Origin of the sequence: Arthrobacter sp. EM1, assembly GCF_029964055.1 — a bacterium.
GTDB lineage: Bacteria > Actinomycetota > Actinomycetes > Actinomycetales > Micrococcaceae > Arthrobacter.
The window spans coordinates 321104-336021 of the sequence record NZ_CP124836.1 but is presented as its reverse complement, the minus strand read 5'-3'; the positions used below and the strand labels follow the sequence as shown (position 1 = coordinate 336021).

General features: G+C 65.8%; 13 protein-coding genes and 1 riboswitch. Of the genes, 2 read left to right on the top strand and 11 right to left on the bottom strand.

Annotated elements, in window-relative coordinates; genetic code table 11:
* The 4 genes from gcvH to QI450_RS01575 all read right to left on the bottom strand — a co-directional run bounded on the left by gcvH (position 1) and on the right by QI450_RS01575 (position 5536).
* Complete coding sequence (gcvH, locus tag QI450_RS01590; RefSeq protein ID WP_226776365.1) at positions 1-396, bottom strand: glycine cleavage system protein GcvH; 396 nt, start codon at positions 394-396, stop codon at positions 1-3.
* Positions 397-494: 98 nt separating this feature from the next.
* Positions 495-1643, bottom strand: a complete 1149-nt coding sequence (gcvT, locus tag QI450_RS01585) for a glycine cleavage system aminomethyltransferase GcvT (RefSeq protein ID WP_226776364.1) — start codon at positions 1641-1643, stop codon at positions 495-497.
* A gap of 12 nt (positions 1644-1655) precedes the next feature.
* The gene (gcvP, locus tag QI450_RS01580) at positions 1656-4559 is read right to left on the bottom strand and encodes an aminomethyl-transferring glycine dehydrogenase (protein WP_226776363.1); all 2904 of its coding nucleotides are present in this window, start codon (positions 4557-4559) and stop codon (positions 1656-1658) included.
* A gap of 169 nt (positions 4560-4728) precedes the next feature.
* Positions 4729-4827: riboswitch (glycine riboswitch) on the bottom strand.
* Positions 4828-4996: 169 nt separating this feature from the next.
* On the bottom strand, positions 4997-5536 hold the full coding sequence (locus QI450_RS01575) for a TetR/AcrR family transcriptional regulator (RefSeq protein ID WP_226776362.1): 540 nt from the start codon (positions 5534-5536) through the stop codon (positions 4997-4999).
* A gap of 81 nt (positions 5537-5617) precedes the next feature.
* Between QI450_RS01575 and QI450_RS01570 the strand changes: the two genes are divergently transcribed.
* Entirely contained in the window at positions 5618-7219 is a 1602-nt protein-coding gene (locus tag QI450_RS01570; RefSeq protein ID WP_226776361.1) for an MFS transporter, read from the top strand.
* Positions 7220-7233: 14 nt separating this feature from the next.
* On the opposite strand, the gene QI450_RS01565 is transcribed toward QI450_RS01570, so the two are convergent.
* Positions 7234-7713 (bottom strand): DNA starvation/stationary phase protection protein, encoded by a 480-nt coding sequence (locus QI450_RS01565; RefSeq protein WP_226776360.1) that lies wholly within the window; start codon positions 7711-7713, stop codon positions 7234-7236.
* 149 nt (positions 7714-7862) lie between these two features.
* On the bottom strand, positions 7863-8681 hold the full coding sequence (locus QI450_RS01560) for a sigma-70 family RNA polymerase sigma factor (RefSeq protein WP_226776359.1): 819 nt from the start codon (positions 8679-8681) through the stop codon (positions 7863-7865).
* Between the two features lie 225 nt (positions 8682-8906).
* On the opposite strand from QI450_RS01560, the gene QI450_RS01555 reads away from it, so the two are divergent.
* Complete coding sequence (locus tag QI450_RS01555; protein ID WP_226776358.1) at positions 8907-9428, top strand: flagellar protein FlgN; 522 nt, start codon at positions 8907-8909, stop codon at positions 9426-9428.
* A 27-nt stretch (positions 9429-9455) separates the two neighbouring features.
* Here QI450_RS01555 and QI450_RS01550 read toward each other — a convergent pair whose 3' ends face one another.
* The 5 genes from QI450_RS01550 to QI450_RS01530 all read right to left on the bottom strand — a co-directional run bounded on the left by QI450_RS01550 (position 9456) and on the right by QI450_RS01530 (position 14918).
* Entirely contained in the window at positions 9456-9716 is a 261-nt protein-coding gene (locus QI450_RS01550) for a carbon storage regulator (protein WP_226776357.1), read from the bottom strand.
* A 59-nt stretch (positions 9717-9775) separates the two neighbouring features.
* Complete coding sequence (locus QI450_RS01545) at positions 9776-10990, bottom strand: hypothetical protein (RefSeq protein WP_282468082.1); 1215 nt, start codon at positions 10988-10990, stop codon at positions 9776-9778.
* Positions 10968-13016 carry a flagellar biosynthesis protein FlhA gene (locus tag QI450_RS01540; RefSeq protein ID WP_226776354.1) on the bottom strand — a complete coding sequence of 683 codons (2049 nt, stop codon included), beginning with the start codon at positions 13014-13016 and terminating at the stop codon, positions 10968-10970. The genes QI450_RS01545 and QI450_RS01540 overlap by 23 nt, the downstream gene beginning before the upstream one ends.
* 61 nt (positions 13017-13077) lie before the next feature.
* Positions 13078-14160: an EscU/YscU/HrcU family type III secretion system export apparatus switch protein gene (locus tag QI450_RS01535; protein ID WP_226776353.1), complete on the bottom strand. Its 1083-nt coding sequence runs from the start codon at positions 14158-14160 to the stop codon at positions 13078-13080.
* Positions 14160-14918, bottom strand: coding sequence for a flagellar biosynthetic protein FliR (locus QI450_RS01530; RefSeq protein WP_226776352.1), 759 nt, complete (start codon positions 14916-14918; stop codon positions 14160-14162). Before QI450_RS01530 ends, QI450_RS01535 begins: the two co-directional genes overlap by 1 nt.

Here is a 14918-nt window from a genome sequence, read left to right as displayed (position 1 = left end):
TCACAGTTCGCCGCCATTCTTGGATGCGTAGTCCTGTGCGGAGAGCAACGGGCCCTCTGATTCCGCGGCCACCTTGAAGAGCCAGCCTGCGCCGTAAGGATCGTTGTTGATCAGCGCCGGGTCGTCGATGACGGCGGGGTTGATCTCGGTGACCTCGCCGGTGACGGGGGCGTAGAGGTCCGAGACCGATTTGGTGGACTCAACCTCGCCGCAGGTCTGCCCTGCCGTCACCGCGGCACCAACTTCGGGCAGGTCCACGTAAACGATGTCGCCGAGGGCGTCCGTGGCGACGGCGGAGATGCCGATGGAGACAATGTTTGATCCGGCGTTGCCGGAGTCCCGCGCAACCCACTCGTGCTCGTCGGAATACTGCAGTTCAGGAGCTACTTTTGCCATGTGCTTTTCCTAAGTCTTGGAGTGGTCGTTGGTGCTAAATCGATTTGTTGCCCGGTTAAGTACCTGCCGGAGCCGGTTCCCGCCAGGAACCGGCGGGACTATTTTTGGCGCTTGTAGAAAGGCAGTGCCACAACTTCGAAAGCTTCGGTTTTGCCGCGCAGGTCGATGTCCAGCGCCGTGCCGGGGTCGGTGCACTCGACGTCGACGTAGGCCATCGCAACCGGGTAGCCCAAGGTGGGGCTGGGCTGGCCGGAGGTGACTACGCCCACCGTGGCACCGTCCTTCAGGACCGGGTAGTGTCCGCGGCCGGCCCGGCGGCCGAGGCCCTTGAGCCCAACCAGCCTGCGGCCCGTTGTGGCACCTGCGCCGGCTTCCTTTTTTGCCGCCAGGGCCGCCTTGCCAACGAAGTCCCCTTCTTTGGAGAGCGCCACAACCGGGCCCAGCCCGGCGGCGAACGGGTCGCCCTCAAGGGAGAGCTCATTGCCGTAAAGCGGCATCCCGGCCTCGAGCCGGAGCGAGTCGCGGGACGCAAGCCCGGCAGGCGTCAGTTCGCCCTCCTCGGCGATGGCGACGAGCGCCTGCCAAAGGGCTGCCGCGTCGCCGTTCCCGACGAAGATCTCGAAGCCGTCCTCACCGGTGTAGCCGGTGCGGGCCAGCAGAAGTTCCTCGCCGGCGCCGCCAAACATCACGGGAACGTCGACGGCGGCGTAGTACTTCAGGCCGGTCACCAGTTCGTGCTGAGCGGCCGGAACCAGCCGCAGCAGGATCTCCTGCGCCTTCGGACCCTGCACCGCGATCAGAGCGGTCTCCGCTGAGGCGTCGCGCACCACGACGTCAAAGCCGGACGCCCGTTCGGCCAGGGCCGCGGCGACGACCTTCGCGTTGCCGGCGTTGGGGACCACAAGGAACTTGTCGGCGCCGGCACCCGCGGCCGGACGGCGATAAGTGATGAGGTCGTCGATGATGCCGCCATCCTCGGTGCAGATCAGCGAGTACTTTGCCTTGCCGACCGCCATCGCGGAGATCTTGCCGACCAGTGCGTAATCCAGGAAAGCGGCCGCGTCCGGACCGGTGACCCAGACTTCGCCCATGTGGGAGAGGTCGTACAGGCCCGCAGACGTGCGGACGGCGTGATGCTCGGCGAGTTCGGAGCTGTACTTGAGGGGCATCTGCCAGCCGCCGAAGTCCGTGAAGGAAGCGCCGAGCTTTTTGTGCTCTTCGTACAGTGCCGTGTAGTTCTCAGTCATCGTTGGCTGTCCCTAGTTCTTAGAGTCGGAGTTGGCGGCGGCGTCGTCGGGGTGGACTGCTGTGTCTTCGTCGAAGGATTCGAGCGGCGGGCAGGAACAGATCAGGTTCCGGTCACCTGCCGCGCCGTCGATCCGGCCGACCGGCGGGAAATACTTGTCCTGCTTGGGCGTGCGGCCGGGGAATACTGCCTGCTCGCGCGGGTACTCCCGGGCCCAGCCGGTACTGATAACGGCGGCAGCGGTGTGCGGGGAGTTACGCAGCGGGCTGTGTTCAACAGTGAACTCGCCGTGCGCCACCTGGTCAATCTCGGCCCGGATGGAAATCATGGCCGCGATAAAACGGTCGATTTCGCCGAGGTCCTCGGATTCGGTGGGTTCGACCATCAGGGTGCCGACCACAGGGAACGCCAGCGTCGGGGCGTGGAAGCCGTAGTCGATGAGGCGCTTGGCGACGTCCTCGGCGGTCACGCCGGTCTTTGCCGTGAGTTCACGCAGGTCCAGGATGCATTCGTGGGCCACGAGTCCGCCTTCGCCGGTGTAGAGCACCGGGAAGTAGTCATTGAGGCGGGCCGCAATGTAATTGGCAGCGAGCAGGGCCGACTTGGTGGCTTCGGTGAGGCCGTGGCCGCCCATGAGCTTAACGTAGGCCCAGGAGATCGGCAGCACTCCGGCCGAACCGTAGCGGGACGCCGAGATCGGGGTGCCGCCGGCGCTGTTGGCCGAGACGGCGTTGTTGGCATCGCCCGGCATAAAGGGTGCCAGGTGGGCCTTGGCAGCGACCGGGCCCACGCCGGGTCCGCCGCCGCCGTGCGGGATGCAGAAGGTCTTGTGCAGGTTCAGGTGCGAGACGTCGCCGCCGAACTGGCCGGGTTGAGCCAGCCCGACGAGGGCATTGAGGTTGGCACCGTCGATGTAGACCTGGCCGCCGGCGGCGTGGACGGCGTCGCAGACTTCCCGAACGTCGGCGTCGAACACCCCGTGGGTGGAGGGGTAGGTGATCATGATCGCGGAGAGCGCATCCCGATGCAGTTCGATCTTGGCCTGCAGGTCGGCGTGGTCGATGGTGCCGTCGGAGGCGGTGGCCACAACAACGACCTTCATGCCGGCCAGCACGGCGGAGGCGGCGTTGGTGCCGTGCGCGGAGGCCGGAATGAGGCAGACGTTGCGCTGCACGTCGCCGCGGGAGAGGTGATAGCCGCGGATCGCGAGCAGGCCGGCGAGCTCGCCCTGGGAGCCGGCGTTGGGCTGGATGGAGACCTGGTCGTAGCCGGTAATCTCGGTCAGCTGGGCTTCGAGGTCCTCGATCAGTTCACGCCAGCCGGCGGTCTGGGATTCGGGGGCGAAGGGGTGGATGGAGGCGAACTCCGGCCAGGAGATGGCCTCCATCTCGGCCGTGGCGTTCAGCTTCATGGTGCAGGAGCCCAGCGGGATCATGGTGCGGTCCAGCGCCAGGTCGCGGTCCGAGAGGCGGCGGATGTAGCGCAGCAGCTGGGTTTCGGAACGGTGGGTGTTAAAGACCGGGTGCTGGAGGTAGTCGGAGGTGCGCTCCATGCCGGCGTCCACGCCGAAAGCCGCATCCTCCGCGACCGACGCCCCGAAGGCGGCGACGACGTCGGCGACGATGGCCGGCGTCGTGGCCTCATCGGCGGAGATCCCGACGGTGTCCGCATCGACGGGCCGCAGGTTGATGCCCTTGGCGTCCGCGGCGGCGATGATCTCGGCGGCCTTGCCCGGGACGGAAACGGTGACCGTGTCAAAGAAGCTGGTGTGCAGCACGTCCAGCCCTGCGGCCCGCAGCGAGGCCGCGATGGTCCGGGCGTGCCCGTGCGTGGTCTCAGCGATCGCCTTCAGCCCGTCCGGGCCGTGGTAGACGGCGTAGAAGGAGGACACGATCGCCAGCAGGGCTTGCGCCGTGCAGATGTTGGAGGTGGCCTTCTCCCGGCGGATGTGCTGTTCGCGGGTCTGCAGCGCCAGGCGATAGGCCGGGACGCCGGCATTGTCCTTGGAGACACCCACGAGCCGGCCGGGCATGGAGCGTTCCAGGCCCTTCTGAACGGCCATGTACGCTGCGTGCGGTCCGCCAAAGAACAGCGGGACGCCGAAGCGCTGCGCGGATCCGACGGCGATGTCCGCGCCCTGCTCCCCCGGAGGGGTGATCAGGGTCAGGGACAGCAGGTCCGCGGCCACGGTCACGAGGGCGCCGCGGTCCTTGGCCTCGGCGATCACGGCTGTGTGGTCGAAGACGCGGCCGGAGGCCCCGGGCTGCTGCAGGACAACGCCGTTGATAACACCCTCGGGCAGGCCCGTGGACAGGTCGGCAACTTCGACGTCAAAGCCGAGGGCCTCGGCCCGGCCCCTGACGATCGCTATGGTCTGCGGGAGGCAATCGGCGTCCAACACGGTCTTGCCACCTTGGGCGGACTTGTTCTTGTTGGCCCTGCGCATCATCAGCACGGCTTCGGCGACGGCGGTGGCTTCATCCAGCAGCGAGGCGTTGGCAATCGGCAGGCCAACAAGATCCTGGACCATGGTCTGGAAGTTCAGCAGCGCCTCGAGCCGGCCCTGGGAGATTTCCGGCTGGTACGGGGTGTAGGCGGTGTACCAGGCCGGGGCCTCAAGGATGTTGCGGCGGATGACCGGCGGGGTGACGGTGTCATAGTAGCCCTGCCCGATCATCTGCACGGCGGTCTGGTTCTTGGCCGCGAGCTTGCGCAGCTCGGCGAGGACCTCTACTTCGCTCAGGGCGCCGGTGAGCTGCAACGGCGAGTCCTGGCGGATGCCTTTGGGCACGGCCGTGTCGACGAGCCCATCGACGGTGTCGTAGCCGACAGCCTTCAACATGGCATCGACGTCGGACTGGCGGCGGGCGCCGATGTGCCGGTCAACGAAGGACGTGGAGGCTGAGGATACTGTCACAAGGAACTCCATCACTAAGGCGGCGCAGGGTACGCAGCATTGATTCGGGTTCCTCCCCGCTCTGTATTGGACCTGAGAGTTTCCGCGCAGCCCTGCTCTCGCAGGTCTCCGCTTGCACCGTCGGTGAGCACAGCATGTCAAAGGACAGCCTGCTACTTTCCAGAGTTGCCTTGCCGCGGCGGTACATGGGCCTGAGAGATTCCTGGGGAGGGTTTGCTCCTACGGCGCCTGCTTGTACCTACTTGCAGAACTCTCCCGCCGCAGATCAAAGGCATATTCAATTTCTCGTGACCGCAGTCACAGCTTCCATTGTCCTATGCCCGGCCCCGGTCCGCAAACTCCCGACGCCGCCGGCACGAAGTCGCGGGTCAGCTGCGAGATCGCCGCAAACTTCCGGCGACCTCGTGCACTTCCGGCGATTTCGGCGCGGAGCCGCCTCAGCCGCGAAGCCGGTCGACGGCGGCGAGAAGACTCTCGAGATCCGCAGCGACCTCCGGCATCGGACCGCCGGGGCCACGGGCAAGCATGGCATTGAAGTACAGGCCGTCCCCCATATAGAGGACCGCCTTGGCCATCGCCGGCCCGACGTCGCCCGCGAGCAACTCCAGCCAACCCGCCTGCGCGGCGGCAAATCGCTGGAGGGCCTCTTCGTGCGCCACTTCGGCCAGCCGGGTCGCCGCCACAAAGACCCGGTCCAGGGGGGTGCCCGCCCACAGGGAGGACTTGATGAAGTAGGCCGCGGCCCCCTCCGGCGCATCCGCCATCGCCCCAAGGTCTTGTGCCAGCAAGCCGTCCAAACGCTCCAGGAGCATCGAGACCATCGCTTCCTTGGTCGGGAAGTGATAGAGCAGCCCACCCTTGGAGACGCCGGCGAGTTTGGCCACGGCGTCCAGGGTGGCGGCACGCTCGCCTTCTTCGATAAGCAGGGTTTCGAAGGCGTCAAGGACGGCTTCGCGGGCAACTGGTTTTCTGGCCATGATTCCTATCTTGCCCGGTGCCCGGACCGGGTTCTGGTTGACATTTCTTAACTATACCGTCTGGACGGTATAGTTATCTCCATGAGCAACACAGCAGTCAGCCACAACAGCACCAAAGCGCTCGGCACACAGCCCGGCGATACAGCAGCCATAGCGCCGCCGCGCGCGCCCTGGCGCGACTGGCTGGCGCTGGCGCTGCTGATGTTCCCGGTGCTGCTGGTGGCGGTGGACAACACGGCCTTGACCTTCGCATTGCCGTCGATCGCCCGGAGCCTCGACGCCTCCGGGATCCAGCTGCTGTGGATTGTGGACACCTACCCCTTGGTGCTGGCCGGCCTGCTCGTGGCAATGGGCAGCCTGGGCGACAGAATCGGCCGCCGTCGGCTGCTGTTCATCGGCAGCACCGGATTCGCGGCTGTCTCCGCGGTCACCGCCTTTGCTCCAAGCGCCGAGTGGCTCATCGCCGGCCGGGCGGGGCTCGGGTTCTTCGGCGCCATGCTGATGCCCTCCACCCTTTCGCTGATCCGCAACATCTTCCCTCAGCCCAACCGTCGACGGCTCGCGGTGGCGATCTGGGCTGCGGGTTTCTCCGGCGGCGCAGCGCTCGGCCCGATCTTCGGCGGCTGGCTCGTTGAGAACTTCTGGTGGGGCGCCATCCTGCTGGTCGCGGTGCCGATCATCCTGCCCCTGTTGGCGCTCGGTCCGCTCCTCGTTCCGGAATCCCGCGATCCGCATCCGGGCCGCGTGGACGTGCCGAGCGTACTGCTGTCCCTGCTGGTGATGGTTCCGGTGGTCTACGGCATCAAGGAAATCGCCACACACGGGCTCGCTCCCGCGCCGCTGGCCATCACCGCCGGCGGCCTGCTGATGGGCTACGTCTTTGTCCGACGCCAGCGTGCCCTGATGCAGGGCGGCGGAAATGCCCCCCTCCTGGACATCAGCCTGTTCAGCAACAGCGTCTTCAGCACCGCGATTACGGCGAATGTGCTTGCGCTGTTCTCCTTCAACGGCTTCATCCTGTTCCTGGCCCAGCATCTGCAGCTGCTCGAGGGCCAGTCCCCCTCCGAATCCGGCGTCGCGCTTGTGCCGGCACTTATCGCCACGGTTGTCTCAGGCCTGCTGGTGGTCCCGCTCGTGCGGAAGGTGCGCCCCGGTTTTGTGGTGGCCGGGGGGCTGCTCCTGAGCGCCGCGGGGTATTGCCTGGTCGCGTTTGGCAACCACAACAACGGGCCGGCCCTGCTGCTGGCCGCGCTGCTGGTCCTGTGCCTGGGCGTCGGCTCGGCGGAAACCATCTCCAACGACCTGATCCTCGGCGCCGTCCCGGCCGAGAAATCGGGCGCAGCCGCCGCGATCTCGGAGACCGGCTACGAGATCGGATCCTTGCTCGGAACAGCCGTGCTGGGCTCCATCCTGACAGCCTCCTACCAGCACAACCTCCGGCTTCCCGCCGGCGTCGCCGAAACGGCGCCGGCGGGCGCAACGGCCCAGGCCGCCGAAACACTCGCTGGCGCCATAGAACTAGCCAACACGCTGCCTGGACCCTTGGGCGCAGCGGTGACAGCGGCCGCCCGGACGGCGTTCGATTCCGGCGTCCACGTCACTGCGGCCATCACGATGGTGCTGATGGCAGGCACGGCTGTGCTGGCCGCCGTCGCCCTGCGCAAGGTGCCAAAGGCGAAATAGCCGGGCCGGGAGCGCTACTTGCCTTCCGGGGTCGTAACGCTGGCGCTGGCCCGCATGGTCTCCGCGTTAACCATCCAGGCGTACTGCTCAAGCTTGGCGATGAATGCGTGCAGCAGGTCCGCCGTTGTGGGGTCTTCTTCATCGACTTCGTCGTGGACCTTGCGCATGGTGCCCACGGCAGCCTCCAGGGCCGCCACGATCCGCTCAATGGCGTCCTTGGTGTTGATCAGTCCGGTTGGGAATTCCGCGAGAGCCGTGGACTTTGACACCGTGGAGCTCCGGCCATCCGGCAGCGCGTGGAGGGCCCGCATACGCTCTGCCAGATCATCAGCGAATTCTCGGGCCGCGTCAATGATTTCGTCCAGCTGCAGGTGCAGATCCCGGAAGTTTGTCCCGACGATATTCCAGTGCGCTTGCTTGCCCTGGACATGCAGTTCAATCAGGTCTACGAGCACTGCCTGAAGATTGGCGGTGAGGGTCGGTGAAGCTTTCATACGTCCTCCTGGGTAGGTCCGGTACCGTTGCGTCCGATATTTCCGACGCTACCCCAGGGCGCAGTCCGGGAGCCACGGTCCCGCCGAAATTTCTCCCTTAGCTTACTAAGCTGGCTTACTAGCACTCGGGTGCATGGTTGCGTGATGGCTTAGACAGCTTGGTTGAGCACCGGCCCGGTCGGATACAGGGTCCTGGTGATGCCCCCCGCCGTGGCTTCAGCAAGCTGGGAGAGGTAGTCGTTACGGCGCCGCGGCGTGATCCTGGACTGGGGCTCGAAAGCCTCTCCGGGATGGTCCGTGTAGTGGGCGGTCAGTCCGTCCCGCATCAACCGGATGGCCTCGGAGCGCTGCTGGGAGACCGCAGCATGGGTGGATCCCAGTTCCGCGGCCAATTCCTTGACCGTCCGGTCCCCGAAGTAGATCTCTTCCACCACGTAGCGCATCCGCTCGGGGAGGGACTTGACCGCTGCACGGAGGTACTGGAGGCGCTCATCCGCGAGTACAGAGTGCTCCGGGGTCATGGTTTCGGCAGCCAGCGTGTCAACGACGGCTTCGTCCAGCGGCGTCAGCGTGCGGGAAGCATCGGACAGCGCCGCCTCCACAACACTCTGCTGGACACCCAGCGCCGCGGCGATCTCGTCAACGCTGGGCTTTCGGCCCAGGGCGGCGGCGAGGGTCTCCTGGACCGACATGGTTTCTTTCATCCGGCGGCGTGCTGAGCGGGTGGCCCAGTCGCTTGCACGCATCTCATCAGCAAATGCGCCGAGGATGCGCCGGCGCGCGAACGCGCCGAACGGCACGCCGAGGTCCGGGTTGAAGGCGTCAGCAGAAGTGATGAGGGCAATAGCACCAGCAGACGCCAGGTCATCACGGGAGAGGTGTGAAGCCTTTGAGCACAAGTCAGAGACGAGGTAGCCCACCAGCGGAAGATGCTGCGTGACCATCTCGTTGCGTTCCACGCGATTCAATAGAGTGTCCCCCCATGAGACGGGTTACAAAAGGCTTAAAAGACCAAGAGCCGCACCCAAAAAATGGGCCCCGCGCTCCCCCATGGAAGTCGGTATTCACGGCCCGGGCGCAGCACCCAAGACGAAACTTATCATCTCCTCCAGATTCCGCGTGTAATCTCAGGACAATGCTTGGGTGAAATTGCGGTAACGCTTCACAGTCGGGGCGGCAGGGGAAGGAAGCCCATGGGTGCAGGCGAACTTTCGGCAGCTCTCTGGCAGGAGCGCCGCCAGCTTGAACTGCTGATGTTCAGGCTTGAGACGCAGCGGCTTCATGTCCTGGCCGGCAACATCGAGTGGCTGAGGTTTACGGCCTCCGACGTGGAGAGCGCTCTGGACCGTTTGCGTTTTGAAGCTTTGGCCCGAAGTGTTGAATCCGCTGTTGTCGCCGCGGACTGGGGCCAGCCTGCTGAAGCGCTGCTGAGCGAGCTGATTGCTGCGGCGCCCCCGGGGCCGTGGCCGGAAATCCTGGCCGGGCATTTGACCGCCCTGCGCGAACTGCTTCAGCTGCTGAAGGACGAGACGCGCACCGGGCAGGAGTTGCTTGCGGAACTCCGCCGCACCGCCGCACCCGGCGGAGCCGGGCCTGATAGCAGCGGGGAGCTTGACGAGCTGACCCGGTCGGGAAATATCGAGCGCGCCCTGGCTGTGATGCACGGGACGGCGCAACCATTCCTTTCCGACTATCTCCGTGACGTTCCCGGCTGATGCCTGCTGCCACAGAACCGTCGGTGACTACTCGCTGCCCCCTGCGGGTATTGCCGGCCGGGCTTTCGGAAGCAACCCGCGGAGGGCATCCTCAGCGTCCGGCCCGGCATTGGCTGCGGCCAGGTTGGCCAAGGCGATCGCCTCGACGACTTCTTTGCGCTGGATCGAAATTCCACGCGGGGCGTCAATCCCGATCCGGACACCATCACCGCGCCCTTCCAAGACCGTGATGACGATCCCGTCGCCAATCATGATCTGTTCGCCCGGCTTGCGTGTTAGTACCAGCATGCTCTCAATCTACCCTTCGTTGGGGGTGGCGGAGGACTAGTCGGGGATGCCCGCCTGTGTCAGAGGTGCGCAACACGGGCCTGCCGTGCGTCGATCCAGCCCACGGGCAATTCGAGGGCATTAACGGTTTCCGGAGTGTCGGTCTCGGTTGCTCCGATGACAGCGACGGCGTCGATGTGCAGCTGGGCGGAGAGGACGTTGACCCAGCGCTCGGTGTCTTCCGGCTTGCGCCCGGCATCAACGACGACCCAGACCTGGTCGGCGGCGAGCGCAGCGATCGGGTGGATCCGGGCCGCCGCATCGCCGGAACGGCCCACACCGAATGCTACGAGGACAGTCCGGTCCATCAGCACGGCCTGCGCGCGGGCTGCCGTTGCGCTCTGGCGCCCGTCCACGTGCAGGTGGCCATATGCGGACAGCTGCCCTCCGGTGCGCACATCGGCGCCGCCCGCTGCGGTGGACATGGCAAGCGCGGTGTCGAGGGCGTCCTCGCCGAGGCCGACAAGCACCACCAGGTCCCCGATGCCGGACAGCGGTTCGGGAGCCCGGTAGGCTCCGTGAAACCTTGGCGACGGCGAAGGCGCAACGGTCCCGGGCAACACCAGGATGTCCTCGGTGACACCGGCGCCGAAGTTGTCCGCAGCAGCCGATCCGGGCGCCGGGACTACGGGTACTGCGGGCGGTGCCTGGCGCGGTGGCAGCCGGTCCGGGACGCGCAGCCCGGCGCCGAGCTGCGCAAGCACTTCGGCAAAGTCCGGCGACTCGGTGGATACCCCGGGGGTTCCCTGCCGATGAAGCGTCATTTCCGCTGCATCGGCTTCTTCCAGCAGTGCTGCTATCGCCGTGGATTCAAACTGATGGGACCGGGCCGCGGGCACGTCCATAAACCCGGCCTCGGGACCTTCTGCCCGCACCGGCGCTGGTGCTGGCGCGGCGGGTGTCGCCGGTGATGCCTGCGTTGGTGCTGGCGCGGCGGGTGCCGGCGCGGCAGTTGACCCGCCAAAAACAGCGCGGAGCGGTCCCCTGCCGCCTGACCGTCCCGGCGGGATCGCGTCCGGCACAAGCTCGGCCGTGAAGACATTCGTTCCGGTGACCTCGGATTCCGCGGGCACCTCGATCACTGCTTCGTAGTGGTCGCCGGCAAACAATCCGGCGATGCCCGGGCTGATGACGCGGTCCGCGGAGATAATGCGGGCCTTGGGACCGTGCTGCAGCTGTGCTTTGAGCCGGATCTCGTCCAGCGATGCTCCCTTAAGCCGATAGCGGTTCGGCATGGCGAACGACTCCTACGGTTTCTATCTGGACATTGGCGCTGGTCACCTCACGGTAGGACAAGACTGGCAACGATCCCGGCTGCACACCAACAAGGCGGTGAATGGCGGGGCGGAGCGCCGGGGCGCACACCAGGACGGCTTGCCGGTTCGCGGCGACGGCGGCATCTGCAGCCGAGCGCACGGAGCGAAGCACCGCGTCGAGCCTGTCCTGGCCCATTACGATCTGGCTGCCGCCTTCGGCAGGGCGCATGTCCTCCAGCATCGATTGTTCCAGGATAGGGTCGATCATAATGACGTTGAGCACCGGGCCGTCCATGAACTTGGCCGTCAGCGCCGGCCCCAGCGCCTGCCGGGCCGATTCGACCAGCGACTCAGGGTCCGTGGATACCTTGGCCCGGAGGGTGAGGGCCTCATAAATGCGGGCCAGGTCATTGATGGGTACCTGTTCGTCGAGGAGGCCTTGCAGCACACGCTGGACTTCCGCGAGTGAGAGCAGTGCGGGGGTGAGTTCGTCGACGGCGGCGGGGCTGATTTTGCGGACACCCTCAGTCAGGACACGGACGTCCTCGCGGGAGAGCAGCCGGGCCGCGTTCGCGCTGACGATGGATGACAGGTGGGTGACCAGGACCGAGACGCGGTCGATCACCGTGGCGCCGGCCATCTCCGCGTTGTGCCGCATCTCCGCGGGGATCCACTTCCCGGCGAGCCCAAAGACCGGCTCGATCATTGCCAGGCCGGGCAGCGAATCGAGGTTGTCACCCAGGGCGAGCATCTGGCCGCTCGGTGCGGTGCCGCGGCCGGCTTCGACCCCGGCGATCCGGATGGAGTAGGTGGCCGGCGGCAGGTCCACGCTGTCCCTGGTCCGCACCGGCGGAATGACAAGTCCGAGTTCCATGGCGATCTTGTGCCGGAGCGACCGGACCCGCGCGAGCAGGTCATCGGAGGCGCCGGAGACCATGTCCACAAGGTCGGGGGCGAGCAGGATCTCCACCGGGTGGATGCGCATGTCCTCGAGCAGTTTCTCGTTTGGGTCCATCTCGGGGTAGTTCAGTGCCGTCGCCTCGTCCGCCTGGACCTTCCCTTCGGCCTTTAGCCGCGCGGCTACCCGCCTTGACGCGAAGATCATGCCGGCCCCGACGATCAGGAACGGCACCGGCGGCATCCCCGGGATCAGAGCCATGGCGACAGCCGCCAGCCCGCCGATCATCAGCGCATTCGGCGACTGCAGCAACTGGGTGGACGCCGTATGTCCCATGTCCGATTCGGCATTGGAGCGCGTGACGATCATGCCGGTGGACACTGCCATCAGCAGGGCCGGAATCTGCGAGACGAGCCCGTCACCCATGGTCAGCAGACCGTAGGTGTTCAGGGCCTCACCAATCCCGAGGCCGTCCTGCAACATGCCAATCGCGATGCCGCCGACGAAGTTGATGACGATGATGATGATGCCAGCGATCGCATCACCCTTGACGAACTTGGAGGCTCCATCCATGGCGCCGTAGAAGTCAGCCTCTGCGGATACCTCGGCGCGGCGCTCACGCGCCTGGGTGTCCGTGATGAGGCCGGCGTTGAGGTCCGCGTCGATCGCCATCTGCTTGCCGGGCATGGCATCGAGGGTGAACCGGGCACCGACTTCGGCCACCCGCTCGGCGCCTTTGGTGACCACAACAAACTGGATGACAACAAGGATCAGGAAGACAACGGCCCCGATGACAATGGAGCCGCCCACTGTGACTTTGCCGAAGGCCTCAATGACCTGGCCGGCGTAGGCCTCTCCGAGGACCAGCCGGGTCGACGCGACATTGAGCCCCAGCCGGAACAGCGTCGCGACCAGCAGCAGCGAGGGAAAGACGGAAAAATCAAGCGGCTTTTTCACAAACATGCTGGTGAGCAGCACCAGCAGCGCCAGCAGGATGTTGGTGACGATAAGGAAGTCCATCAGCGGTGCCGGAACGGGCACCACCAGCAACAGCACGATGCCGACAATGCCGATTGGCACCGTGAGCCGCGCGAGCCTGTTGTTCATGATTGGGTCCTTTCCCACATGCTGTTTCCTCTGCTGTTACTGCCGCACCCGGGTTGGGTCCTCATACCGAAGCTCCGGCCATGTAGTGCATTCCGGCAGCGGAACCGCGCGCTTTGAGCGCCATCACGAAGGCGAGCACCCCGGCCACGGCCCGATAGAAGTCCGCTGGGATCTCCTGGCCGAGTTCGCAGGCACCGTGCAGTGCCCGTGCCAGCGGAATGTCCTGGACCATCGGGACGTTTTTGGCCTCGGCCTCGGCCCTGATCCTGGCAGCGACGTGGCCAGACCCTTTGGCCACCACCCGCGGGGCGGATTTACCGGGTTCATACTTGAGCACCACCGCCACGTGCGTGGGGTTAACAAGCACAACGTCGGCGTCGCCGATTGCGGAGATCATCCGGTTACGGCTCATCTGCATTTGGCGGGCCCGCCGCTGCGATCGGATCAGCGGGTCGCCTTCGCTGTTCTTGTTTTCGTCCTTGATTTCCTTCTTCGTCATCCGGGTCTTTTTCCGGTTGCGACGCATCACAACGAAGAAGTCCGCTGCCGCCAGCGCAATGCCGGCAGCCACTGCGAACTGGATGAGCGAGGCGACGCCGCCGGTCGCCGCGGTGACCACACCGGATACCGGAAGGCCTCCGGCGGTCAGCAGGACCGGGACCAGGCCCTGCACAACGCCGTACAGCACCACACCGACCACGCTCGCTTTGAGCAGTGCCTTCAGGCCACCCCAAAGCGCCTGCGTTCCGAACATCCGTTTGAGTCCGGGAAGGGGTTTGAAATGCTCGAAATCGAGTTTGAACTTCTTGAAGTGCACACCGCCCTGCAGTGCGGCGCCGGCCAGGACCACCACAAAAACAACCACCAGCATGGGAGTGATAATGCCCGCGATGGCGCCCAGACCGTGCTCGAGGGTGAGCAGCGCCGTGCCGGGATCAGGCGCGGCCACGATACCGCGGACACTGAAGAGCTGGTCCGCAACGGCGTTGGCGGCGCGCTCCACGGTGGAGGGAATCATGATTGCCGCAGCACCCACACCAACCCAGGCCGTGAGGTCCTGCGAGCGGGACAACTGCCCTTTGGAGCGGACCTCCTTCATCCGTTTATCGGTGGCTTGCTCTGTCTTTTCACCGGAATCCGACACTAGCCCACCCCCAGGACGGCCTTGGCGGCCTGCCCGGCGAGGCTCGACACGATCCGCGGCAAGGCCACGAACATAAAGCCGGCCAGAAGCAGCGTGAGCAAAATCTTGAGCGGAAAGCCGAGCGCGAAGGCGTTCAGCGCCGGTGCCACCCGGGTCAGGAGACCGAGTCCGACGTCGGCCAGGAACAAAACGACCATCAGGGGTCCGGCAATCTGGACCGCTGCGAGGAACAGGCCGGTTACCGCCGATGTCATGGCTTGGACGGGCTGGGCCATGTTAATGCCGCCGGCCAGCGGCAGCGCCGTGAAGCTTCCGGTGAGCCCGGTGATGATCAACTGATAGCCGTCGGAGGCGAAGAGGAGCGCAAGGGCAGCCATCTGGAGCAGCCTGGTGAACTGCGCGCCGTTGACGTTCATTTGCGGATCAAAGCCCTGGGCCAGCTGGAAACCGCCCGCGAGGTCGATCAGGCTGCCGGCCGACTGGATCGCGGCGAAAATCACCATCACGATGAATCCCAGGACAAGACCGGTGGCGAGTTCGAACACCACACCTGTCACAAAGCCGGCAGTGTCACGCGCAGCGTAGCCGCTGGAGACTCGCTGGGAGACCGCGAGTCCGAGCCCCAGGCCCAGCGTGGCCTTTACCCGGGCCGGGAAGGCACGGTAGGCGAACGGCGGAGCCACAATCAGGAAGGCCGTCATACGGACGCTGGCCAGCAGGAACGCCTCCAGCCACCGCGGGTCGATCGGGATGCCCAC

Coding starts and splice junctions, on each gene's coding strand:
- QI450_RS01570 (WP_226776361.1), top strand. CDS start 5,618: ATGAGCAACACAGCAGTCAGCCACAACAGCACCAAAGCGCTCGGCACA.
- gcvH (WP_226776365.1), bottom strand. CDS start 396: ATGGCAAAAGTAGCTCCTGAACTGCAGTATTCCGACGAGCACGAGTGG.
- QI450_RS01540 (WP_226776354.1), bottom strand. CDS start 13,016: ATGAACAACAGGCTCGCGCGGCTCACGGTGCCAATCGGCATTGTCGGC.
- QI450_RS01545 (WP_282468082.1), bottom strand. CDS start 10,990: ATGCCGAACCGCTATCGGCTTAAGGGAGCATCGCTGGACGAGATCCGG.
- gcvT (WP_226776364.1), bottom strand. CDS start 1,643: ATGACTGAGAACTACACGGCACTGTACGAAGAGCACAAAAAGCTCGGC.
- QI450_RS01565 (WP_226776360.1), bottom strand. CDS start 7,713: ATGAAAGCTTCACCGACCCTCACCGCCAATCTTCAGGCAGTGCTCGTA.
- QI450_RS01575 (WP_226776362.1), bottom strand. CDS start 5,536: ATGGCCAGAAAACCAGTTGCCCGCGAAGCCGTCCTTGACGCCTTCGAA.
- QI450_RS01555 (WP_226776358.1), top strand. CDS start 8,907: ATGGGTGCAGGCGAACTTTCGGCAGCTCTCTGGCAGGAGCGCCGCCAG.
- QI450_RS01550 (WP_226776357.1), bottom strand. CDS start 9,716: ATGCTGGTACTAACACGCAAGCCGGGCGAACAGATCATGATTGGCGAC.